This window comes from Paenibacillus sp. PL2-23, assembly GCF_040834005.1.
Lineage (GTDB): Bacteria > Bacillota > Bacilli > Paenibacillales > Paenibacillaceae > Pristimantibacillus.
Genome location: NZ_CP162129.1, coordinates 2,248,281 through 2,270,853 on the forward strand (window position 1 = coordinate 2,248,281; position 22,573 = coordinate 2,270,853).

Consider the following 22,573-nt stretch of genomic DNA (forward strand, 5'->3'; position numbering starts at 1 on the left):
TTTGTGGTATGATAGACTATAGCTCAGGATCAAATGAAAGCCAGTTGAAACGGGGTGCTACATAGAAGATGGAGAAATGGATGTTAATAGACGGGAACAGTGTGGCTTATCGCGCTTTTTTTGCGCTGCCGCCTCTGACGAATGCCAGTGGACTGCACACGAATGCGATATTCGGGTTCACCACGATGCTGCTGAAGCTGCTTGAGGAGCATAAGCCGACGCATGTGCTTGTCGCCTTCGACGCGGGTAAGGTAACGTTCCGGCATGAGGGCTACAGCGAATACAAGGGAGGGCGTCAGAAGACGCCTGCGGAGCTGTCCGAGCAGTTCCCCGTGCTGAAGGAGCTGATTGCCTCGTTCGGCATCGCCCAATTCGAGCTGTCCGGCTATGAGGCGGACGATATTATCGGCACGCTGACGAAGCAGGCGGACGAGCAGGGCGTGGATGCCATTGTTGTATCGGGCGACAAGGACATGCTGCAGCTGTCGTCGGCCCGGGTCACCGTGGCTGTCACGAAGAAGGGCGTCAGCGAGGTGGAGCTGTACACACCGGAGCTGATTCAGGAGAAATATGGCCTGGAGCCTGGGCAAATCATTGATCTGAAGGGCTTGATGGGCGATACGTCAGACAATATACCAGGCGTTCCGGGCGTTGGAGAGAAGACGGCGCTGAAGCTGCTTCATGAATATGCCTCCGTCGAGAATGTATTGGACAATCTGGACAAGCTGAAGGGCAAGCTGAAGGAAAACATGGAAGCGCATCGGGACGATGCTCTCATGAGCAAGAAGCTGGCGACCATCTTCCGCGAAGTGCCCATGGAGCGGGAGATCGAGGAAATCCGTTATGGCGGCTATGAGCCGGCGAAGCTGAGCGAGGCCTTCCGCAAGCTGGAGTTCAGGTCGCTGATGGAGAAGCTGGAGTTGAGCGGAGAGGGCGGAGCGACAGCCGCAGAAGCTAAGGCTGCGGCTGCAGAGCTGAAGATGACAGCGCTTGAGAGCGGAGCCGAGGCGGCGGACTGGGAGCGTCTCCTGGGCAGCCTGGCTGATTCAGAGCGACACGGCCTCTACATCGAAGCAATTGGCGAAAATCCGCATCATTCGGAGCTGATTGGTGTAGCCATCGCGACGGAGGACGAGGTGTTCGTCATGTCGATGGAGGCTGTTCGCGAGGAAGCTGCGGCCAAGTTCCGCGAATGGCTGGCGGATGAGACGAAGCCCAAATACGGCTTCGACATGCACAAGGCGGAGCTGGCGATGTTGTGGGCGGGGCTGAAGCTGGGAGGCGCCGCATTCGACGTGCAGCTGGCGGCGTATCTGCTCGACCCTACGGACAGCGCGCTGTCGCTCAGCGCGGTTAATGACCGGCAAGGCTTCGGCGGGGTGCCGTCCGATGAAGCGGTCTACGGCAAGGGCGCCAAGTTCAAGGTGCCCGGCGGAGAGACGTTGCAGCGCCACTTGGCGCTGAAGGCGGACGCGGTGAGGAAGCTTGTGCCAATCGTTACGGAGGAGCTGGCTAATCGCGGCATGAGCAAGCTGTACTTCGAGCTGGAGCATCCGCTTGCCCGTGTGCTGGCAGGAATGGAGCATCAGGGCATCAAGGTTGAGAAGGCCGTGCTTGAGGAGCTGGGCCGGACTCTGGAGGCGAAGCTGTCTTCCATTAACAGCGAGATCTATTCGCTGGCGGGAACGGAGTTCAATATTAATTCGCCGAAGCAGCTGGGCGAGGTGCTGTTCGAGAAGCTGGGCCTGCCGGCGAGGAAGAAGACGAAGACCGGTTATTCCACTGACGCTGAGGTGCTGGAGGAGCTGGCTCGCTACCATGATATCATTCCGCATATTCTGAACTTCCGGCAGCTGTCCAAGCTGCAGTCTACCTATGTAGAAGGACTGCTGAAGGAGATTCGCGAGGAAACCGGCAAGGTGCATACGTACTACCGGCAGACGATTGCGGCAACGGGCCGTCTCAGCAGCCAGTTCCCTAACCTGCAGAACATACCCATCAGGCTGGAGGAGGGGCGGCAGATCCGCAAGGCGTTTGTGCCATCCCAGCCCGGCTGGACCATACTAGCCGCCGACTACTCCCAGATCGAGCTTCGCGTGCTGGCGCATATCTCAGGCGATGACAATCTGAAGGAAGCGTTCATCCACGATATGGACATCCATACCAAGACGGCGAGCGATGTGTTCGGTGTGCCTGCGGAGCAGGTAGACTCCAATATGCGCCGTTCCGCCAAGGCGGTCAACTTCGGCATCGTATACGGAATCAGCGACTTTGGCCTGTCGCAGAATCTGGGCATTACCCGCAAGGACGCTGCTCAGTTCATCGAGCAATATTTCAGCGTGTTCAAGGGTGTGCGCAAGTATATGGACGATATTGTGGCGCAGGCGAAAAGCGACGGCTATGTGACGACACTGCTGGACCGACGCCGCTATCTGCCGGAGATCAAGGCCTCGAACTTCAATCTGCGTTCCTTCGCGGAACGGACGGCGATGAATACGCCGATTCAAGGCTCCGCTGCAGATATTATTAAGCTGGCTATGGTGCAGATGGACGAAGCGCTGCGGGAGCGCAAGCTGAAGAGCCGCATGCTGCTTCAGGTGCATGACGAATTGGTGTTCGAGGTGCCGCCAGACGAGCTGGAGCTGATGAAGAAGCTGCTGCCTGAGGTGATGTCCGGAGCTTTGAAGCTGGACGTGCCGCTCAAGGCGGATGTCAGCTTCGGCGACAATTGGTACGAAGCCAAATAATGGCGCTGCGGCGTTAGCCGCCACAGTGACGCTTCATGCGTTATAATGGTAGCTGAGGTGAGGAGAAATGCCAGAACTGCCAGAGGTAGAGACGGTTAGACGAACATTGATGGAGCTTGTGGCGGGCAAACGCATCGCGTCCGTGACGGTGAAGCTTCCAAGAATTATACAGAGACCGGCGGAGCCGATGGCTTTCGCTGACGCGCTTGCCGGTCGCACGATTCACACGGTTGAGCGGCGGGGCAAGTTCCTGCGCATTATTCTGGACGGCATGGTCCTGGTATCGCACCTCCGTATGGAGGGCCGCTATGGGGTATTCCCTGCCGCGGAGCCAGTAGAGCCGCATACGCATGTACTGTTTCACTTCGATGACGGCATGGACCTGCGCTACAAGGATGTGCGGCAATTCGGTACGATGCATCTATTCCTCCCTGGCGAGGAGTTTCAGCTTCCTCCGCTGAACAAGCTGGGGATCGAGCCGCTGGACGATGAGGCGTTTACACTGAAGGCATTCCGAGAACGGCTCCAGAAGCGTACAACGAAGCTGAAGCCGCTGCTGCTGAATCAGGAGCATATCGTCGGGCTGGGCAATATATACGTTGACGAAGCGCTGTTCCAGGCGCGCATTCACCCTGAGCGCGCGCCTGAGAGCCTAAGCGCCAATGAGTGGAAGAGGCTTCACGCGTCGATCCGGGCGACACTTAGCCGCGCGGTAGACGCGGGCGGGTCGTCCATCAAGTCGTATGTGAATGGACAAGGCGAGATGGGCATGTTCCAGCATCAGCTCCTGGTGTACGGTCGCAAGAATGAGCCTTGTCCAGCCTGCGGCAGACCGATCCATAAGTTTGTGGTGGGCGGAAGAGGCACTCATATTTGCACGAAATGCCAGAGGGTGAAGGTGAAGAAGGACCTAAAGGATTAACAGGATATGTGCTCGATCCGGGCGATCAGTCGTGCACCGGAAGCAGAGCCCCGCATATGATGATGTTACGAACGATAGGCGCATGCCCTATCGCCTCCCTCGGAAGCTTCATGCTTCCCAGGGAGCAGGGTTCGGGCATCCGCAATGCGGGGAGGAGCTTGAAGTTGATTGCACATCTGATGTCCCTGGTCGTGCTTGCGTTCGCCGTCAGCTTGGACGGCTTTGGCGTCGGCGTAACCTACGGCCTGCGCAAAATTCGTATTCCCATGGTGTCGGTGCTCATTATCGCGTGCTGCTCGGGCTTTATTATATGGCTGTCCATGCAAGCCGGGGGCTGGCTTAGCGGATATATCTCCGAGGCCGCTGCAGGGCTGATCGGGGCGATTATTCTGATCGGCATTGGCTGCTGGGCTCTGTATCAGCTTACGCGAAGCAAAACCGATGATGGCGAATCGGAAGCATGTACAGGAGAAGGCGAAGGCAAGATGGCTCCCGAGGGGGCTGCGCTGTCATCCGGAGCCGCTCTTGAGACCGCTCAGCTGCTGAAGCTTGAGCTGAAGCGGCTGGGGCTGGTCATTCAAATCCTGCGTACGCCGCAGGCCGCGGACGTCGACCGTTCCGGTATCATATCCGCCTCAGAGGCGGTGATGCTGGGTGTTGCGTTATCGCTGGACGCCTTCGGGGCGGGACTTGGCGCGGGGCTGCTGGGCTTGCCGGCGCTGCTGACCTCGATCATCATTGCAGCGGCCAGCGCGATTTTCCTCGTGACGGGAACTCAGCTGGGCTTGCGGTTTGCTGCTAAGCGAGGCATGCAGGCGCTCTCTTATTTGCCAGGTATATTACTGATTATGATGGGCATTATGAAGCTGTTGTAAGTGCAGAATAACAAGTAATTGGAGGTGATCGCTTTGATAATAGGCTTAACCGGCGGCATCGCAAGCGGCAAAAGCACAGTCGGCAGCATGCTGTCGGAGCTTGGCGCGAAGCTGGTGGACGCAGATAAGGTCGCCCGCGAGGTTGTGCTTCCCGGAGAACCAGCGCTTGAGGCGATCGCCTCTCTCTTCGGACAAGCCGTGCTGCAGGAGGACGGTACGCTGAATCGGGCTGCGCTGGGCGGAATTGTATTCCAGGATCCCGAAGCGCTGGCGAAGCTGGAGGGAATTACGCATCCCGCTATTCGTGAGGAGATGTGGGAGCGCATGCATACATACGCCGAAGAAGAACCCGGCGCACTCATTATCGGCGACGTTCCGCTGTTGTATGAGAAGGGACAGCAGGAGCAGTACGAGGGAGTATTGGTTGTCTATGTGCCGGCAGCGCAGCAGGTTGAGCGGCTGATGAAGCGGAATGATATGCCTCAGGAAGAAGCCAGGCGCCGGGTTTCCCTGCAGCTTGACATCGAAGAGAAGCGAAGGCGCGCGGATTGGGTAATCGACAACAGCGGCACGCTGGAGGAAACGCGCCAGCAAGTAAAGGCATTCTGGCAGCGCTGGCAGGCAGGAGCGTTATGATCCAGAAGATGCAAATGACGAAGAGAAGACGGCGTATTCGAGTGAAAAAGAGGTTTTTTCTCATCCTGTTAGCAGCGTTCTTATCCCTTCTATTCCTCAAATCCGATTGGCTGGCGCATTGGATGTATCCCATCCATTATAAAGCCGATATAAGGGCCAGCGCGTCGAATTACGGCTTGGAGCCTCATCTGGTGGCGGCGATTATTCGCGCGGAATCCAACTATGAGACGGGCAGGGAATCCCATAAGGGAGCGCTTGGCCTTATGCAGCTTATGCCGGATACGGCGCATTGGGTTGTGGAGAGGGCGGGCTTCAACAAGGTTACTGACGATATGCTGCGCCATCGTGCGGATATCAGTATCGAGGTGGGTTCGTGGTATTTGGACTCCTTGCACACGCAATTCGACCAGAACCAGGTCGCTGCTGTGGCGGCTTATAACGCGGGACCCGGCAACGTTCGCAAGTGGCTGGAGGCCGGCAGCTGGGATGGAAGCATGGACACCGTCAAGGACATTCCTTTTGGGGAAACAAGGCACTATGTACAACGGGTCTTTTATTATTATAATAAGTACAAGGATTTGTATCCCGAGTTCTGAATGACTGAATTCATTTTGCTGAACAGGAAGGAAGCCTTGAAGGGTTTTGTCGCTTCAGGACAAGCACCTCCAAGACTTCCATTATCTTACGGATAAATCATTATTTTGTGCCGGCCAGGGATTGTTCAGCAATTTGTACCAGGCGACGGGTGATGTAACCCCCGATGGAGCCTGCGTCACGCGTTGCCATGTTCCCATAGTAGCCGTCTTGAGGAATAGCGATGCCCAGCTCTTGTGCGACCTCAAATTTCATTTGGTCCAAAGCTGCTGTCGCTTGCGGCACTACCAGTTGGTTACTGCTGCGGGATGCGCTCATTGATGTTCACCTCCTTGCGGTTGGTAACTGTATTATGTGCGTTATTCCAGAGATCATTACAGGAAACGGCTGGGATTTACTCATTGCTGATGTGGAAGCCTTGTCTAGACGAACAATGGAAGGGAGGAACATAAGGATGAAATGCCCTTATTGCGATTATTCGGGAACCAAAGTGCTGGATTCCAGACCCGCGAACGAAAACAAATCCATTCGCAGACGCCGAGAGTGTGAGAAGTGCAGCCGTCGCTTTACGACCTTCGAGATGATCGAGGAGACGCCGCTCATTGTCATTAAGAAGGACGGCAGCCGCGAGGAGTTCAGCCGGGACAAAATATTGCGCGGGCTTATCCGCGCCTGCGAGAAGCGGCCGGTCCCCGTTGAACGGCTGGAGGTTATCGTCTCCGAGGTGGAGAAGGAGCTCCGCACAACGGCTAACGCCGAGGTCGACAGCAGCGAGATTGGCGGCTATGTCATGAATCAGCTCTACCCTGTAGACGAGGTAGCCTACGTCCGCTTTGCGTCCGTCTACCGCCAGTTCAAGGATATCGACATGTTCATGAAAGAGCTGAACAGCCTGCTGAACAAGCATCCCCTGAACGGCGGCGACAAGTAGCGCTCGAAATATTGGCGTGGGGTGAAGGTAGTGTGCGTGGCGAGAAATAGGTCGTTTGGCGACGGGGCAGCGTGCGTGGCGAGAAATAGGTCGTTTGGTGACGGGCAGCGTGCCTGGAGAGAAATCAGGTTGTGTGGTGACAGGTAGTGTGTGGAGAGAAATAAAGACGTGTGGAGACAAGCAGCGCATTTGGTGAAAATAGACAGCGTGCGACGAGATGTAGCGCGTTTGTTGGCCAACGTGAAGCTGCAAGGGCGGCAGCAGCCGCCTTGGTGGCGTTTGGTGCGTAGAAGTCGAGCAATGAAGTCCTTGGAAGAATGTGCTGGTTGTGTGGGGGGTGGCGATTGATCGTTGCGTAGGAGGATTGCCGCTAGCTATTGATACCAATTGTCACCAACTACACCAACTTCAATCTATTGCCACGAACTGCCTCAATCTGCCACCAACTGCTGATCTCTCCTCCTAATTCGTGCAAAAATGCAGTATTGTTGCTCGTCATGAGGAGTTCAGAGAGTAATTGATGTAATTTGTGCAGTATTATCCGCGTCATTTGGACCAAAAATGTGCTCCTGTAAACTAAAATAATGTACATTTGCAATAATTCATACGTTGGAGCAGAATTGAGGCATACATTGATGTATTATTGCAGCAATTACATCGCGACCGCAACCTAGAAAATAAACCGCACCATACTATTGACTCCATACGCCGCGCATGGTATTATCTATCTTGTCGCTAATTTTATACGGGGCCTTAGCTCAGCTGGGAGAGCGCATCGCTGGCAGCGATGAGGTCAGGGGTTCGATCCCCCTAGGCTCCACCAAACTTAAAAACTTTGAAACCCTTGCGTAGCAAGGGTTTTTTTGTGTGGCGTGCCCAGAAGCACGCATCTTCTAGCCGGTGAAAGTCCGGTCGCGGGAGGGGCCAAGCCCCCGCGTAGCTAGGATACCTGCGTACGGCGAAATCTGTGCGTAGAAGCGTATCGACGAAAGTACCTGTCGGAGACAGGGCGAGCGAAATACCAGGCCGTAACATGAAGTGAATCCTGCCGCGTCGTCAAAAAGGCCTCGCAAGAGGGACAAGAGGAAGCCGAGTCCCGCATACATGGACGAAGGCCAGGGAAACTGCTCTGAACTTGGAACGGCAGTGAAGAATCCTCCGGCGTAGAGGGAGCGGCATGGTATGAAAGAGGATGTAGTGAACTGGGGAGGCCCTCCCCTGCACGAGAAAAAAAAACTCGTAGCGAGGCGCTCTATAAGCTGAAAAAAAGGTGAAGTGAGATGTCTGCAGGAAGGGAGTCCGAGGGGCTCGTAGTACCAAGGAACCGTAGGACAACATAACCTGCGGGAGGGAAGGAGCTCTGCTTTGTTCACGTTTCTTAAGGAGGTACGAGTCAGTGAATGCCAATCGGCTAACAACACCAAAGGAAAACGTTCAACAACTCCAAGAGAAACTAGGTCATGCGGCCAAGGAAAACAAGAAACGCAGATTCCACGCTTTGTATGACAAGGTCTACCGAATGGACATTTTGTGGGAAGCATGGCGCAGGGTGCGAGCCAATAAAGGCTCGGCGGGCGTCGACGGTGAGACGCTGACGGACATCGAGAAGCAAGGCGAATACCTCTTCTTGCTTGAATGCCAACGGCTTTTAAAAGAGGGGCGCTACCACCCACAGCCTGTTCGGCGGCATTACATCCCGAAGAAAGATGGGAAGCAAAGACCGCTTGGTATTCCGACCATTCGAGATCGCGTCATACAAATGGCAACAAAACTAGTCATGGAACCGATCTTTGAAGCCGATTTTCAGGAATCCTCATTTGGATTCCGTCCGAAGAGAAGTGCGAAGGGAGCGCTGGACCGGATCCGGAAGGCATGCAATCGCAAGGGAAATTGGGTGATCGACGTCGACATCCAAGGCTACTTCGACAACATCAATCAAGAGAAGCTTATGAAACTGGTTGAAATGCGAATCAGTGACAGACGAATGTTGAAGCTGGTTCGGAAGTGGTTACAAGCGGGAGTGATGGAAGAAGGGACGGTAAGGCGCTCAGATTTGGGAACACCGCAAGGCGGGGTAATATCTCCGCTGCTTGCGAACATTTACCTCAATTACTTCGACATTCTGTGGGAACGACATGGGAGCGGTCACGGAGAACTAACGCGTTATGCGGATGACTTCGTGGTTGTATGCAAAACGAAGAAAGACGCAGACCGATCGTACGAACTTATTCGTGCGATTATGGATCGTCTCGAACTCACCTTGCATCCAACCAAAACGCGCATCGTCGGACTGTGGACAGGAGAAGAAGGCTTCGACTTTCTCGGTATGCATCATCGCAAGACGAAAGCAGAAACCTCCAAAGGAAAAGTGTATTACACCACTCAGCAATGGCTGACTCGGAAAGCAGAAGAACGCATTCGGGAAGTCGTAAAAGACCGTCTGGCACCGCCGGGTATGCGGCACAAGTCGTTACTTGAACAGGTCAATTGGTTAAATCCCAAGATACAAGGCTGGCGGAATTATTACTACACCGCCCACAGTCAGCGGAAGATGGCAAAGCTGGATTGGTACATTCTTCAGAGGCTTGCGAGATGGTACGCGAAGAAGCGGCAACGCGCACGATGGATGAGTTCTGTGCGCGAGGTTAAATTCATGGCTAGACAACATGGACTCAAAACGCTCTTGTAATCTGCATGCACATGAATGACGAACATCGGAAAGCCGTATGAGGGAAAACCTCACGTACGGTTTGATGAGGAGGGGCTGAAATTTTCAGCCCTTTACTCTAGCGACGGGCAGTCGTATCACTAGCGCTTATGCGCTATGAGTGATCAATTACAGGCGGCGGTAACGATACCTAAAGTAAAAACGAGCCGAGAGCCTGGAACGAAAACTTTTCTCGAAGGTGTAAGTCCTTCCTCAAGAGTTCTGGTACAGCTTGAGAAGCCTAATCTAGGGCAGGAATCGCGAGGTACTTGTCTGAAGGAGATGCGGATAGTCGAGAGACCCGTAGGCGGATGAGCAGACCCAAATGCGAAAGCGTGAAGCACGCAGCGGCGGGGTAAGTCGGCGACTGTGCGTAAATAACGGGAAGCCTGCTACACGGCAAACTGTTGCCCCAAGAGCCAGACGAGCAACAGTGACTTATCATGTGAAGGTGCTGGGTATGTTCAGAAGGAAGATAGGATGACCCCGTGAGGTTCTCTGTCCTCCCTGCAAAGGATGGGTATCTATAAGGCTTCGCCGAAGTGATACTCATGTCAGAGAATTCAGACGTTCTCATAGTACGGAAGTAGGCAGGCGACCAAACGTCTGCTGAACGGAAGGGGAACGACCTCGTGAACGAACACTTGAATGTAGCGTCGAACAACCGTAACGATACTGCGGTAAGAACGAACGGAATGGGCGCAATGAAAGGTGGGAGATAGACATGAATCAAGAGTTGAAGCTAAAGTGGCACAGCATCTACGGGCAGATTTTGTTCGAGAGGCGACTTTATGAAGCGTGGGAACAAGTCAAGGCAAATAAAGGAGCCGGAGGCATCGACGGAGTAACACTGGAAACGTACGGGAGGAAACTGGAGGACAATCTTGCCAGTCTCCTGAACAAGCTGAGGGCGAAGGAGTATGTCCCATCTCCCGTGCGCAGACGGTATATACTCAAGAAGAACGGGAAATTGCGACCGCTAGGTATACCCAATATCGAAGATCGGATCGTACAGCAAGCCATTGTCAACGTTCTTCAACCAAAGTGTGAAGAACTCATCTTCCATCGTTGGTCATGCGGATACCGACCCAACTATGGGGCGAAACGGGTAGCACAGATCATCCTATGGAACGTCGAGACAGATCACAATTACATTTACGACTGCGATATCAAGGGCTTTTTCGATAACATTTCGCACAAGAGTCTTATGCGAGTGCTTACGAAATATATAGCGGATGGAACAGTGTTAGACATGATCTGGAAATGGCTGAAGGCAGGGTACATGGAAGAAGGAAAATACCACGAGGTAGACTCTGGCACCCCCCAGGGGGGCGTGATATCGCCGCTACTTGCCAACCTGTATCTAAACGAGCTCGATTGGGAGCTAGAGGAGCATGGCATCCGATTCGTGCGCTATGCAGATGACTTCTTGCTTTTTGCCAAAACAGAAGAGGAGATCAAGAGAGCCGCGGAAATTACCCAAACGAAGCTACAAGAGCTAGGGCTCGAAGTAGCCATAGAGAAAACGAAAACGGTAAATTTCAATGACGACGATTTTGATTTTCTGGGCTTTACATTCCAGCATTGGCGGGAACGCAAGAAAGATGGAAAGCGCTACTTCATAGCCAAGCCGAAGGACAGCACGTGGAAGGACTTCAAACAGAAGATCAAAGCCAAAACGAAGAAGACGCTGACCCTCAACAAAAAGGAGTGGTTGGAGAGAGTAAATCCCGTCATACGTGGGAAGGTGAATTACTTTCTGAACTTGTTCAAAGCGATGGAGGAAAACAGAAGGTACGGGCAAGAAAGCCGCTGCTTCGTAAATGCATGTCGTAATAACCTACTAGACGTGGATGGGGATATAAGGAAGAGGCTACGAGTCGCCATGATACACAAACATCCAAGTCAAAGGAAGGGACATGCGATGAAAACGAAGTGGAACAACGAGTTCTTTGCTCGTATTGGACTCATTCCTGCGCACTGGCTGTACCTCCATGAGCAATATGGCTACTCCCTTGACGATTACCTAGATTACATGAAGACGCGTCAGGCAGCAAAACAACAACGTAAAGTGCAAAAAGCAAAAGAACGCGGCGAGGAGTATTACACTCCCGAGCGCGTTCGTAAAATGCAATATGCCCAGCGACTAGCAACTTATTGATCACATGTTGAAACACGTTGGTGAGCCGTATGCCTTAGTAGGGCACGTACGGTTCGATAAGGGGGAAGCCATGAGAGTGGTTTCCCTACTTTATTTTTTATGAATCAGAATTTGTACTCATCGAGCAAAGTTTTTGAACTTGGGGACGAAAATGGGGACGAAATTTAAAATATATTCCATTTCCTTGGATGACGCAATTAAATTTGTGTGCACTCTAATGAATCGAACGCGTGAACAAGGAACTACGTTAACGACTCTGGATTCCAGACAGCCCGACAAACATTTATGTAATCTGTGGGCTCTAGATTACAATGAGAAATGTGCCTAAGTGGTTTCTTAAATCGTACGGAACTGACCCAATAATGTGAGTCAAATTTAAATACCTTCAAGAGAATGACTCCATTTTGAATTGAAAAAAAATCAGCTAGCCGATTGAAGTAAGATGCAAGCAATAAAAAGGTGATTAGATGGTGTGCCGGTGTGAGAAGTTATGGATATCAACATGGAATCAAGAATGTGACTTAGGTGAAGGAGTGGATGGTGTGGCATCGTAATGGTGAGTTCCATCGGTTGGAGCAACCTGTAGGTAAGCAGTACAGCAAGCCAAAGACCCTGAGTATGTTCCGGCTCGAGAAGTTGAAACTAGAGAACCTGTTTTTGAAGTAACTATTGGATGTGCTAAAAAAGTACAAAACGTTGTTGAAGATATGCGGCTTAAAACGTAATCGCCGAGATAGAAGCTCTTCGAGGAATACTCATTGTAAAGCAGGTTTGTGCATGGCTAGGATTGAACGTTCTAATTACTATCGGTGGAATGCGAGCCATGAGACAAAGTAAGTGAATCAAATTAGCGGTAAAATTCGTTAACTCCGCATTTAGCACAAACTTAGGCGAATTAGATTAGGGATCACATTACTCTCCTCTAAAAGCAATTCTAAATAGATGAATGCCCTTGTGAAGGAAGGTTTTTTGCTCATTATATATCATCGAAACTATCTCGAGAGGCTTTAACTAAATAATTCTCAAAATCAAGTAAATGTCGATAAGAGCAGTCGAAAAATCAGTCGGTAAGTCGAAATAAAGGTTTTTTTCTATTTGTGACGAATATAAAAATTCATAGAATAATAATCTTGAAAAAGGGGTAATTTTGTGAAAAAGAAGTACAAAGATAAACTGCTTGAAGTCCAGGGGAAAAACCCGAAACCTAAAGTGAAAAGTGATGCTGAATCAATTCTAATGTTGAGAGAATTGATAGATCGAACTAATAAAGTAATGCTCGATTATGAAGTGGAATATGCAATGAAATGGTTAAATGGGCTAGAGAAATTCATTGAAGATAAAGAAGGCCGTGTAAATGCTAATTGGTTTCAAGCTCATTTAAGTCGTGGCCATATTGTTGAGGTAGAATTGTTTGGTCATTTTAATAAAGAATTGACGTTTGTACATCCGTGTGTTGTATTATACGACGGTTCATATACGAGTGGCGGAGGTTGGATGTTAGTTGCACCTATTTCAACACCTCGTTTTGGACGAGGAGATTCTTTGACAATTGACGTGAATGTAGAGGATGGTTTAAAGCATGAATCTGGAGTATGTCTTGATAATTTAAAAATTATTGACAAAAGACGTGTTCTCTATCAACACGAAAATAATGATGGTTCAAAATCTAAATTGAGATCAATTAAATTGGATGAAATCGACAATGCGATTCTAATTAATTTTCTTCCTAAAGCTCATGAAAAATATACAGCTTTGGATTCTTTGTATCAACAAGAAAAGGCTGCTCACGATCAGACCAAACAAGCATTGGAAGAACTTAAAGAAAAGTTTGAACAACTTAATAAGAAAGAAGTAACAACTAATTAAATCCCTCTTGATAAATGCAACAGTATATTGTATAGTTAAGTCACGAGCAGGACATAATTATTTTGGGCCCTAGCGCCCCGCGCAATTAAGCGCATTTAAAAAATGTTTTTCTGGGTCTTAGCGCCCCGCGCAATTAAGCGCAAGTAATAGCTTTCACATTAGTGAAGGCTATTACTTTTTTGTTTACTTTTTAATTTGTGAATTTAATTTCTGGAAGGTGATCCGATGGATTTTAGTTCAAGGAACAAAGTGTTTACGTTTCTTGATGAATATTCAAATGATGTTAAAGGACAAATTAATTCAAAAAAAACAATAAACATGCTCTTAAAATCTTATATTTTTGAAACTTATACATCAACCTCTAAATCTAAAAAAATTGAATTAGCTCAACTTTTTGCACTGAAAAAGTTTACTACTGTACAAATTGATGAAGAATTATTTTTAATCAAAAGAGGTAATGAAACTATTGGGTTTGTTGAAAAAGTTGATGAACGATTTTCAATCTTGTATTCAATAGATAAAGCTCAAAGAGCAGATATTTTGACAAACTTGCTTGTCAAGCAATTTCCTGTTCTTGATAATTTATGGATATCAGGGAAAATGTTTGACTACTTTTGGGATAACATTCAATCAGAACATATGCCGCATAGATATATTAAATTGAAATTTGAGTATGACGGATTTTTTGAAGTGCTTCAAGGATATAATATTAATAATGAAGAGAATATTGATGAAGATGAGATATTAGATGATCAGAGAATTACATCTATTTCTTTAGTAGAAGAGTTAGATAATCTTAGAGATAAAATAGATCAAGTCCGTTTATTATTTCCTGCATTTTTTGCTGTTGGGCTATTGAGATTTCCAAGCTTGGTAGGTAAAGGAGGGCATGATTTTTACCGCCATGGTAAAGTTACAAATCGTTCTGAAAGTTTTAATGATCATAGATACCAGATTATCAGCACAGTAAAACAATACAAACATATCACAGTTAATATTGAAAGTGATGTGTGGTTGAAATTTGATAAATTTACATCTGATAAGTTAGGTGTCAAAATGGAAGGAAGTCCAGTTGTATTTAAATTTTCTAAACGATTACAAGAAAAAGTTTTTTTGAATTTTGTTAATTATACATTTCCTACGGGAAAGGAACCGTTCAGGATTTTAGGAAGCCCAATTTGGGTGAATGAAAATAAGGTACATATTTACGGCAATGACATTCATCTTTGGCAAAAGGTGTTGATGGAGTTGAGTAGAGAGGAATTTGTAGTGATTTTACCTAGAGGAACATGTGGTAACACCATTCACAGATTGGTTACCAATATACAACGTTTTCTAGACCCCGCTGTTGACGTATTTATAGGTGATCAACGTTACGAGAAGTTTCTACGAAGTGGAAGGGAGTCGGACGTTTGAACACATTTAATTCCCTACACCATTTAAATTTATTTCTACATATGGCAATGAATTATCCGAAGGGCTCAAGTTTCACCCCGTTTTTTTATAATCTAGGTTATAGATTGCAGTACATAGGTCTTTCTATTCCGGTATCATCGCAAAAGAAAGAGATTTTAAGTCAATATATTAACTCAAATATTAATTCTGTTGTAACACCGGAGATGATTTATCGACAAGAAAATACGAATAATTATTTATTAATTGAGTGTAAATTAATTGATATTGTTGCAAAACTGGATACAAGAGACTCCAGACAAGCATTAGGATATCTTTCACTAACTGATAATGAATTAATAACGTATCTAGGATCTTTAAATAACAAAAAAGTTACAGGGATGTTAGAATATTCTGTTTTGGATGAGCACATTCATTCGTATAATAACAATCTCAAAATATTATCCGATGTGGTGGATAGGGCAATTGGCGATCATTTTCCCTACAGAATATCTAGTTTAAAGTTTGAAGGTTCGATTATTTACTATACTTATACGTTAAACGGAAAAAAAGAATCAATAAAAATAACATCTGATCCTCTTTTGTTGCTAATTCCACTAGATCCAGATGTTAATTTAAAAGATGAATACGGTAAAAAGGTCTTGGAAGAAAATTTGCGTATGACAGTGGCAAATAAAATATGTCCCTTCATTGGTATAATGGAATTTTCATTTAATTTAGAAGAAGTTTGTGAGGAAGTAATACCAGTTTGGGGGCTTTGGTCGAGAACATCTAAGAGAAAAATAAAAGAGTTGCTAAAATATTATCTCAATGAAATATCGAAAGAACTTAAAAAGAAAGGATTACAAATAGAGTATAATAGGGGAACTTATAATATACCTATGGTTTCTATAAATATTGCAGAAAAAGTTAGAGGCTATTTCAGAGTAAGTGACTCAAATAAAATAGCTAGTGATTCAATTAATTTATTAGATCAAATGGTAATAGATGAATTCACCAATGAAGAATTATAAGGGCACTTTAATCAGAACCAAAGATATAAAATTGCTTGTAATATTAGAATAATCAAATGGCTGATGAAAACTTATCAGCCTTTTGATTATTCTACAACGATCTAATTTTTCGATTTAAAGAAAGTTATATTGTTAAGTAGTGAATTGAAAGTGTTGGCAGCAGCCTGATCAGCACTTTGCAATACATGTCCATACACATTCATAGTGGTACGGATGTCAGCGTGTCCAAGTCTGCTGGCTATAATTTTCGCATGTACTCCCTGATTAATCAGAAGAGTGGCTGATGTATGACGTAGGTCGTGAAACCTAATCGGTTTAAAGTTATTCCGTTTAATAAAACGTGAAAGCCATTTGCCTGGTGCAGTGTGATAGAATGGCTTGCCAGTCTCCGAAAAGAAAACAACAAAACGTTCTCCTCCTTGCCACATGTCACCTAGCTGCTGTTTCATAGTTTTAGATTTTTCATAATAATGCTGCAGTTCTTTTATTAATGAATCCGGTATAGAGACTCTACGTTTGGAGTTCTTTGTTTTGGGTTCTTTTATTATGTTTACTCCTTTGCTGTGACTCAGTGACTGAGCTACTTGAATTACAGAGGAGTCAAAGTCAATATGCTTCCATTCTAAAGCTAATAATTCCCCTCTGCGCATACCGGTGGTTAGAGCAAGTGTGACCATGATCCGCCAATGTATAGGCTCATTCTCAAGGGCTTGAAAGAGCTTTGAGGCTTCCTGTTCATCATATACCTCAGATTCACGTTCTTTAATTTTAGGCCGTTTAACAGCGGATACAGGATTACTAGATATGATTTGCCACTCTACCGCTCTTTCAAAGATGTCTTTAAGCACTCTATGTATGAAACGGGTTGTGGTCGTTGATAAACCACCATTCTTACCATCTTTCCTTGCACCATTACGGGTCAGGGAATCAAGAAAACTAAGGATATGCATAGGCTTCACATCCGTCATCTTCATAGATCCGAAAATAGGTAAGATATGATTCTTAAGTAAGTGTTCATAGTTCTCCAAGGTTTTTTGTTCTAGATGCTTTTCTCCGTATAGTTCTGTCCACTTCTCAACAAAAATTGAAAATGATATTTTCTGAGGAACCACATACTGTCCGGATTCGACTTCAGACCGAAATTTGACAAGCTCCTTTTCTGCCTCTCGAATACCAGACACATTCACTGTTTTATAACGTTTAACTCGTTTGCCTAACTCGTCATAGCCAGCTTCTACGATCAGTCTAAAAGAATTCTTACTTCTTTTTTCAATACTAGCCATTTAGATCACCTGTTTAAGTTTTTATTATTATTCTCTCCAAGTTAAATTGGTAGAATACATGCTGTTGCTGCTGATCCATACTGTCCAGAAAATGATCGCGTTAGTTGTCCGAGGTCTGATCGTAATCATGTCCATAGAGATTCGATAAATGGGAAAGCCAAGAAATTTCGGCTTTCCCATTTCTGTTAAACGAATCGAATATGGTAAACTTCCTTATTCCTCAAGTTAAATCGCGTTTTTCTCATGATCACGTACCAATATCGGTCAAGCTCGAGTCGACAGGGAATGCCACGATCTCCAATGCGAATTTCAAAACATTCACCGCAATAAACAGGATAAGCTTTCTCTCCTAGCAGGACAAACCAACTATTCGCGTCCCGATCGTACGTCATCTGGTTCCAAGGCTCGTTCATGACAATTCACCCTGAATCACGTGCTTCACCATATGATCGTCAATGATGCGGCGCTTGATCTGGGCTCCGTAGATGAGGCAATGAGTGCTCAACTTGTTGATGAGTCTGGCCGATCCACCCGAGAATCGGTAAACTTCATTTACCGCCTCATCAGAGAATATCTCATGATTGGTGCCGGCATACGCTAACTGACGCTTCAGATATTCACCGACTTGGGAACGGTCGAAATAGGGCAGCTTGCACTGAAGGTCAATCCGCTGACGAATCGCTGCATAGGATTGAAGACGAAGCTTGTCCCATAGCTCGCTCTGCCCGACGAGAATCGGTGCCATAGGGCTTTGCGCATCCATCTTGCAGTTGAGCAGAAAGCGCACTTCCTCCAGCATCTCCCGATCGAGCAGATGGGCTTCATCTACGACGACAACCGGTTCCAGTCGATGGATGCCGCGCATGAGCTCCACTTCGCGATGCAACTGACGCTTCGCATCGCCTCGGTAGAACTTCGACTCGCATCCGAGTTGTTCGAGCAGCCCTTTGTAGAAGTGGCGCGGCGTTAGCTTGGAGTCCGACAGGTACAGCAGCCTATACTTCGCGGCATCCAGCATGGCGGCAAACCGGCGGACGGTCGTCGTCTTGCCTGTCCCGCAGTCGCCGCTGATGACGGCGAATAATTGGCGCTCAGCAGCGTATTGCAACCGGTCCAGCATCTCTTCCATAGCACTCGCCGGATAAAGCTCTGTCACGGGAATATCCCGAGCAAATGGTGTACGGGTCATGTCGTAGAAGGATTCAAACATCCTTGCCAGCCTCCTTCCTCAGCATGCGGTAGGAGACGGCCGGCGTTTGGATTTGTGTACGTTCGTCATGCTTCCGCTCGGCACCTCGGAGCAAGCGGGATTCCGTTGCTGGCTGCTTCTGCAAATGCTCCGGAAGGGCCGGCCGCTTGCCAGCCCTTTCTCCAATGATGAGCTCCCGTGCTTTCCATGGCGTACATCCCTCGTATTCAATCGTCACTTCTGTAATATCTGCCGGGTCATATACGACTTGAACCGTTTGCCCAATGAACAACAGCCCAACTTCATACTTCTTGCCTTGAAAGCTGATACAGCCGGCCTTATCCACTTTCCGCTGTTCCGCGTAAAGGAAGCTGGCCGCGAGGTGCTCAGGATTTACGAACTGCAGCGCTGCCGGATCGCTCCGAAACGCCGCTCCGGGTGTTTGTTTGTTCGCCAGCGCGGCATGGGGCTTATTCTGGTAACACTCTGAGAGCCACACTTGGAACCAGTCGTTAAGAGCGGTGAGCGTCTTAATGTTCTCGAGCGCGACCTCGTCCAGAAAGCTCTGAACAGCGCCGTTTAGACGCTCAACTTTGCCGCGTTTATGCGAAGCTTCGCATAATAAGGGGAAGGTTGAAAGGCTGTTCCAATTTGTAGACTCGAGCTTCCGTCCCGAGGTACAGGCGCTCGTGAATAAGGGTGGGGTGACAACGCTCGAAGAGTTGAATGCCGCACTGCGCAGTTGGCTCGATGGCTACTACCACACGCGCGAACATGGCAGCACAAAACAGTCCCCTAAGGAGCGATTTGTTGCGAGTGGCAAGCCGCGTAAGCGCATGCCGCTGGTGGATCTCAATGAACTCTTTCTGTGGGAAGAGACCCGGAAGGTGGACAAGACGGGCTGCATACGGCTTGATGGCAACACCTATGAGGTGGACAGCGACCTTGTGCGCCGGACGGTCACCCTGCGATACGACCCGTTTGATCTGAGCGAGCTGCAGGTATGGGACGGAGAGCAGCAGTATGCGGATGCTGTACCGGTGGAACTCAACAACAAGCGCAGCCGCAAGGCCGCTGCTGCTGCGCTTGACGGGGTGCCCGAGACGCCAGCGGACGAGACACTCTCGTTTCTGGCGCTAGCCGAGAGAAAACGCCAAGCGGCATGGACCACTGAAGAGCTTCGCTTTACTGGAAAAGGCGGTGATGTGCGATGAGCCTACGCCCATTTACCCGTGAGGTGGCGCCTTGTTATGCGTTTGGGGCCCACCAAGAAGCGTTTGAACGATTAAACATGGCTGTGGAACACCGTTTACTTGGCGTCTTGACCGGCGAGGTCGGCAGCGGGAAGTCTGCGTTGCTCAGGCGGTTATTTAGTGCGCTGGATCCCATGCGAACGCTGCTGATCTACCTGAGCATGGCGGATTTGAAGCCGCGGGATTTCTATGCACAATTGCTTGCGCATGTGGATGAGGAACCGCCTTACTCCGTCGCCAAGGCCCGGCGATTATGGGGCGAGGTGATGGTGCGCAGAGAGGCGCAGGCGGAACGAAGCGTCATCGTCGTGATTGATGAGGCACACGAGATGAGTGATGCGATGCTGCTCGAGCTCCGCTTCGTAATGAGTCACCAGATGGATGCACGATCCTTGTTTCCCGTATTGTTGGCCGGACAGCCGGAACTGCGCAAAAAGCTGCGGCTCAAGAAGAACGAAGCGATTAGCCAACGTATTGGCATCCAATACCATTTAAGCGGCATGAACAGGGAAGAAACGGCGGGGTACGTCCGGCACCATCTTGAAGCCGCAAAGATGGAACGCCCACTGTTCTCGGAGAGTGCTATTCAGACGTTGCATGCAGCGAGCCAGGGCATCCCGCGGGTCGTAAACCAGATTTGCAGCCAAGTTCTATTTCATCTGCCAGAGGGTCAAGAAGTTGTGGAAGATATGCACATTGGGCGAGTACTTACGGATATGGACAGGCAACGAGGCTCGGCGGGGTAACCCGCCGTTTCCGCCGCTATGAATGAGTGGCGTTCGGCCACTCACCAAATTGACGTGAGTGATGCATAAACGCTCACGTCATTGACGGCGAGGATTAAACCGACAAATTACGTGAGCGTTAACAGCGTTGTCGTATTTTTGAACGTAAAATATACGCCCCATGCTCCTTTTTCAATTTTAAAATCGGGATGTTGATTTATTGATGATAATTGCGTAAATAATTGATCGTCCGTTAAAGGTCTTGCCAGAGAATAATCCTTAAAATTTAATTTGAACAGCTTAATTCCCGAGACTCCTTGCATAAAGATATAAGACGCTGTCCATCCGATGACTGCTCCAAATAGAGCACCTACGGCCCCTCCCATTGCAGCAAGAGCAATCGTTCCTGCGGGAATGAGGATGAGGTATGCTTTTTTATAAGCTTTCATTGGGTTTTCAAGCTGGATTGGCTCTATATCCACTTTGGGAATAACAACGTTTTTATCGGCTTCGATTGACATAGCGATGCTCCTTTTGTTTGAATATGATCGACTACTTGACCTTGCTACACAACGCGGAACTCAAATTTGAATCTATAAATGCATCCTTTCATCGAGAATAGCTGTCATGGTAGGCTCATTCCATTTTTAACAGATTCATTGCTCTTGCATTCCGTTCGTTGACCTGACACTCTACTGTTTATGGTATCAACGATAAGCTTCTTTAAATCCTCAGTAGTAAGTACAGTCAGAACGGCATTTTTATCATTTGTCCGGTTGTCTAGCGGTGATTCACTACCAAACAAGTTTTCCAAAGAGCACCCCAGACCAGTCGCTATCTTTTCGAGTGTATTAATCGTGCAATTGTTTTTTTCTCCCCGCTCAATCTGTCCAAGGTAACTTATGTTAATAGATGAGTGAAGTGCCAGCTGTTCCTGGCTCATTCCTTTCTGTAGTCGCAATAGTCGTATTCGCTCACCGATATGTTGTCTTGGATTCATAATTCACACCCCCATAAAAATGATAGATTTTTCCTGTTTTTGCTTCAATATGATATAGCCACTAAAAAAGTATCTGGAGATACGATATCGTGAATAATCATCCGTATTTTATGGCTACATATATGAATTTCCGCCTTTGGGCAACAAAAAAGACGCATACAACGAAGGCAACTTTAAAGATTGCACGAGAAATAGTCTTCATCTCATGAATCTTTGAAGTTGTCCTGTGTCTGCGTCAAAATGTTTGTTATTATTGGCAGCTAGTGCAAAGTCATTATACTTTACGGCTGTGGAACCCTTTGCTGAAATCGCGAGTTCCATATCAAAAGTGGGAAAACCATTTATGATAATAATATACATATACTTACCAATAGTTTCAAGGGTTATTTTGTTCTTCACATTAAGCCTTTTTCTTTTAGACTGACGAAGGTGTTTCCTCCAATTATGAGGTGATCTAGCACTTCTATGCCCACAATTTCTCCTGCTCTCGCCAGCCGTTTGGTTAATTCAACGTCTTCTGGAGAGGGATTAGGGTCACCACTCGGATGGTTATGAGCACAGATGAGAGAGGCGCTACAACGTTTAATCGCTGCGCGGAATACTTCCCTTGGATGAACGATTGCAGCGTTGAGAGAGCCAATCGAAATGATTTCTTTAAAGATCACTCTGTTCTTTGTATTCAAAAATAAGCAAATGAAATGTTCTTTGGTTGCATACCTGAGTTCAGGTTCAAGTAAGTCAAATGCGTCTTTAGGACTGCGTATTGTTGTTTCCTCATAAGTTGGAATGGTCAAGTTCTTTGCAAGCTTTAGGGCTGTTAACTGACGAGCTTTACCCATGCCGATTCCTTTAATGCTCATGAGTTGCTGCTCGGTTACGTCCATTAGTTCTGCTATAGTCGGAAACTGGTTGAGTAGTTGTTGGATGGGATAGCTGTCGGCACGTTCACGTAAAACTTCTGAAATCAAATTTATCAGATCATCTTTGCGATTGTTCATTTAAATCTACCTCCTGATTATATTTATGGTTACAAAAAGGCTAGACACTTATGAAAGTGTCCAGCCTTTTTGTCGCCTCTCGCGAGGACTACCTATCTGTATAGGTATCAGAGGTATAATATGGAAACCAATGCACTCATTTTACTAAGCGAAAGCTTAATCTCAATTTAACGAAAATAGAACGTGTGTTTGGAAGGTGTTGGTAATTAATTGGCGAAATATGTAGAAATGAGTAGTTCTGCAGTCTTAGTGGATCCATC

General features: G+C 47.7%; 21 protein-coding genes, 1 tRNA gene and 1 pseudogene. 15 read left to right on the forward strand and 8 right to left on the reverse strand.

The window, feature by feature from the left end:
- The first annotated feature begins 68 nt into the window (after window positions 1–68).
- The 5 genes from polA (at window position 69) to AB1S56_RS09355 (ending at window position 5,776) form a co-directional block, all read left to right on the forward strand.
- Complete coding sequence (polA, locus tag AB1S56_RS09335) at window positions 69–2,747, forward strand: DNA polymerase I (RefSeq protein ID WP_340870107.1); 2,679 nt, start codon at window positions 69–71, stop codon at window positions 2,745–2,747.
- Between the two features lie 67 nt (window positions 2,748–2,814).
- Entirely contained in the window at window positions 2,815–3,669 is an 855-nt protein-coding gene (gene mutM / locus AB1S56_RS09340) for a DNA-formamidopyrimidine glycosylase (RefSeq protein ID WP_340870108.1), read from the forward strand.
- A 164-nt stretch (window positions 3,670–3,833) separates the two neighbouring features.
- On the forward strand, window positions 3,834–4,544 hold the full coding sequence (locus AB1S56_RS09345) for a manganese efflux pump (RefSeq protein ID WP_340870109.1): 711 nt from the start codon (window positions 3,834–3,836) through the stop codon (window positions 4,542–4,544).
- Window positions 4,545–4,577: 33 nt separating this feature from the next.
- Window positions 4,578–5,180, forward strand: coding sequence for a dephospho-CoA kinase (gene coaE, locus AB1S56_RS09350; RefSeq protein ID WP_340870110.1), 603 nt, complete (start codon window positions 4,578–4,580; stop codon window positions 5,178–5,180).
- Window positions 5,177–5,776: a lytic transglycosylase domain-containing protein gene (locus tag AB1S56_RS09355; RefSeq protein WP_340870111.1), complete on the forward strand. Its 600-nt coding sequence runs from the start codon at window positions 5,177–5,179 to the stop codon at window positions 5,774–5,776. Before coaE ends, AB1S56_RS09355 begins: the two co-directional genes overlap by 4 nt.
- A 100-nt stretch (window positions 5,777–5,876) precedes the next feature.
- Here the strand turns inward: AB1S56_RS09355 and AB1S56_RS09360 are convergent, their stop codons facing one another.
- Window positions 5,877–6,092, reverse strand: coding sequence for an alpha/beta-type small acid-soluble spore protein (locus AB1S56_RS09360; protein WP_257445210.1), 216 nt, complete (start codon window positions 6,090–6,092; stop codon window positions 5,877–5,879).
- Window positions 6,093–6,228: 136 nt separating this feature from the next.
- Between AB1S56_RS09360 and nrdR the strand changes: the two genes are divergently transcribed.
- The 8 genes and pseudogenes from nrdR to AB1S56_RS09400 all read left to right on the forward strand — a co-directional run bounded on the left by nrdR (window position 6,229) and on the right by AB1S56_RS09400 (window position 15,865).
- The gene (gene nrdR, locus AB1S56_RS09365; protein WP_340870112.1) at window positions 6,229–6,705 is read left to right on the forward strand and encodes a transcriptional regulator NrdR; all 477 of its coding nucleotides are present in this window, start codon (window positions 6,229–6,231) and stop codon (window positions 6,703–6,705) included.
- Between the two features lie 747 nt (window positions 6,706–7,452).
- A tRNA-Ala gene (locus AB1S56_RS09370) sits at window positions 7,453–7,528 on the forward strand.
- A 573-nt stretch (window positions 7,529–8,101) separates the two neighbouring features.
- Window positions 8,102–9,394 (forward strand): group II intron reverse transcriptase/maturase, encoded by a 1,293-nt coding sequence (ltrA, locus tag AB1S56_RS09375; protein ID WP_138224102.1) that lies wholly within the window; start codon window positions 8,102–8,104, stop codon window positions 9,392–9,394.
- Between the two features lie 742 nt (window positions 9,395–10,136).
- Window positions 10,137–11,573 carry a group II intron reverse transcriptase/maturase gene (gene ltrA / locus AB1S56_RS09380; RefSeq protein WP_367903451.1) on the forward strand — a complete coding sequence of 479 codons (1,437 nt, stop codon included), beginning with the start codon at window positions 10,137–10,139 and terminating at the stop codon, window positions 11,571–11,573.
- Between the two features lie 504 nt (window positions 11,574–12,077).
- A pseudogene (locus AB1S56_RS09385) lies at window positions 12,078–12,173 on the forward strand (transposase); the annotation flags it as partial.
- A gap of 549 nt (window positions 12,174–12,722) precedes the next feature.
- Window positions 12,723–13,439: a type II toxin-antitoxin system PemK/MazF family toxin gene (locus AB1S56_RS09390; RefSeq protein ID WP_340873744.1), complete on the forward strand. Its 717-nt coding sequence runs from the start codon at window positions 12,723–12,725 to the stop codon at window positions 13,437–13,439.
- A 225-nt stretch (window positions 13,440–13,664) separates the two neighbouring features.
- Entirely contained in the window at window positions 13,665–14,855 is a 1,191-nt protein-coding gene (locus AB1S56_RS09395) for a hypothetical protein (protein ID WP_340873742.1), read from the forward strand.
- Window positions 14,852–15,865: a hypothetical protein gene (locus AB1S56_RS09400; RefSeq protein WP_340873741.1), complete on the forward strand. Its 1,014-nt coding sequence runs from the start codon at window positions 14,852–14,854 to the stop codon at window positions 15,863–15,865. The genes AB1S56_RS09395 and AB1S56_RS09400 overlap by 4 nt, the downstream gene beginning before the upstream one ends.
- 101 nt (window positions 15,866–15,966) lie before the next feature.
- Here the strand turns inward: AB1S56_RS09400 and AB1S56_RS09405 are convergent, their stop codons facing one another.
- The 4 genes from AB1S56_RS09405 to AB1S56_RS09420 all read right to left on the reverse strand — a co-directional run bounded on the left by AB1S56_RS09405 (window position 15,967) and on the right by AB1S56_RS09420 (window position 18,836).
- Entirely contained in the window at window positions 15,967–17,148 is a 1,182-nt protein-coding gene (locus AB1S56_RS09405) for a site-specific integrase (RefSeq protein WP_340873740.1), read from the reverse strand.
- A gap of 185 nt (window positions 17,149–17,333) precedes the next feature.
- The gene (locus tag AB1S56_RS09410; RefSeq protein WP_367903452.1) at window positions 17,334–17,561 is read right to left on the reverse strand and encodes a DUF5348 domain-containing protein; all 228 of its coding nucleotides are present in this window, start codon (window positions 17,559–17,561) and stop codon (window positions 17,334–17,336) included.
- On the reverse strand, window positions 17,558–18,358 hold the full coding sequence (locus AB1S56_RS09415; protein WP_367903453.1) for an ExeA family protein: 801 nt from the start codon (window positions 18,356–18,358) through the stop codon (window positions 17,558–17,560). Before AB1S56_RS09415 ends, AB1S56_RS09410 begins: the two co-directional genes overlap by 4 nt.
- Window positions 18,351–18,836, reverse strand: a complete 486-nt coding sequence (locus tag AB1S56_RS09420) for a Mu transposase C-terminal domain-containing protein (protein ID WP_340873595.1) — start codon at window positions 18,834–18,836, stop codon at window positions 18,351–18,353. The genes AB1S56_RS09415 and AB1S56_RS09420 overlap by 8 nt, the downstream gene beginning before the upstream one ends.
- 337 nt (window positions 18,837–19,173) lie before the next feature.
- Between AB1S56_RS09420 and AB1S56_RS09425 the strand changes: the two genes are divergently transcribed.
- A complete protein-coding gene (locus AB1S56_RS09425; protein WP_340873611.1) occupies window positions 19,174–19,551 on the forward strand; it encodes a Mu transposase C-terminal domain-containing protein in 378 nt (125 codons plus the stop codon).
- A complete protein-coding gene (locus AB1S56_RS09430; protein ID WP_340873596.1) occupies window positions 19,548–20,336 on the forward strand; it encodes an AAA family ATPase in 789 nt (262 codons plus the stop codon). The genes AB1S56_RS09425 and AB1S56_RS09430 overlap by 4 nt, the downstream gene beginning before the upstream one ends.
- Window positions 20,337–20,443: 107 nt before the next feature.
- On the opposite strand, the gene AB1S56_RS09435 is transcribed toward AB1S56_RS09430, so the two are convergent.
- From AB1S56_RS09435 to radC, 3 genes are all read right to left on the reverse strand, one after another.
- Entirely contained in the window at window positions 20,444–20,836 is a 393-nt protein-coding gene (locus tag AB1S56_RS09435) for a hypothetical protein (protein WP_340873597.1), read from the reverse strand.
- 104 nt (window positions 20,837–20,940) lie between these two features.
- Window positions 20,941–21,315: a helix-turn-helix domain-containing protein gene (locus AB1S56_RS09440; protein ID WP_072327831.1), complete on the reverse strand. Its 375-nt coding sequence runs from the start codon at window positions 21,313–21,315 to the stop codon at window positions 20,941–20,943.
- Window positions 21,316–21,710: 395 nt separating this feature from the next.
- Window positions 21,711–22,313, reverse strand: a complete 603-nt coding sequence (radC, locus tag AB1S56_RS09445; RefSeq protein WP_340873599.1) for a DNA repair protein RadC — start codon at window positions 22,311–22,313, stop codon at window positions 21,711–21,713.
- Window positions 22,314–22,573 lie beyond the last annotated feature (260 nt).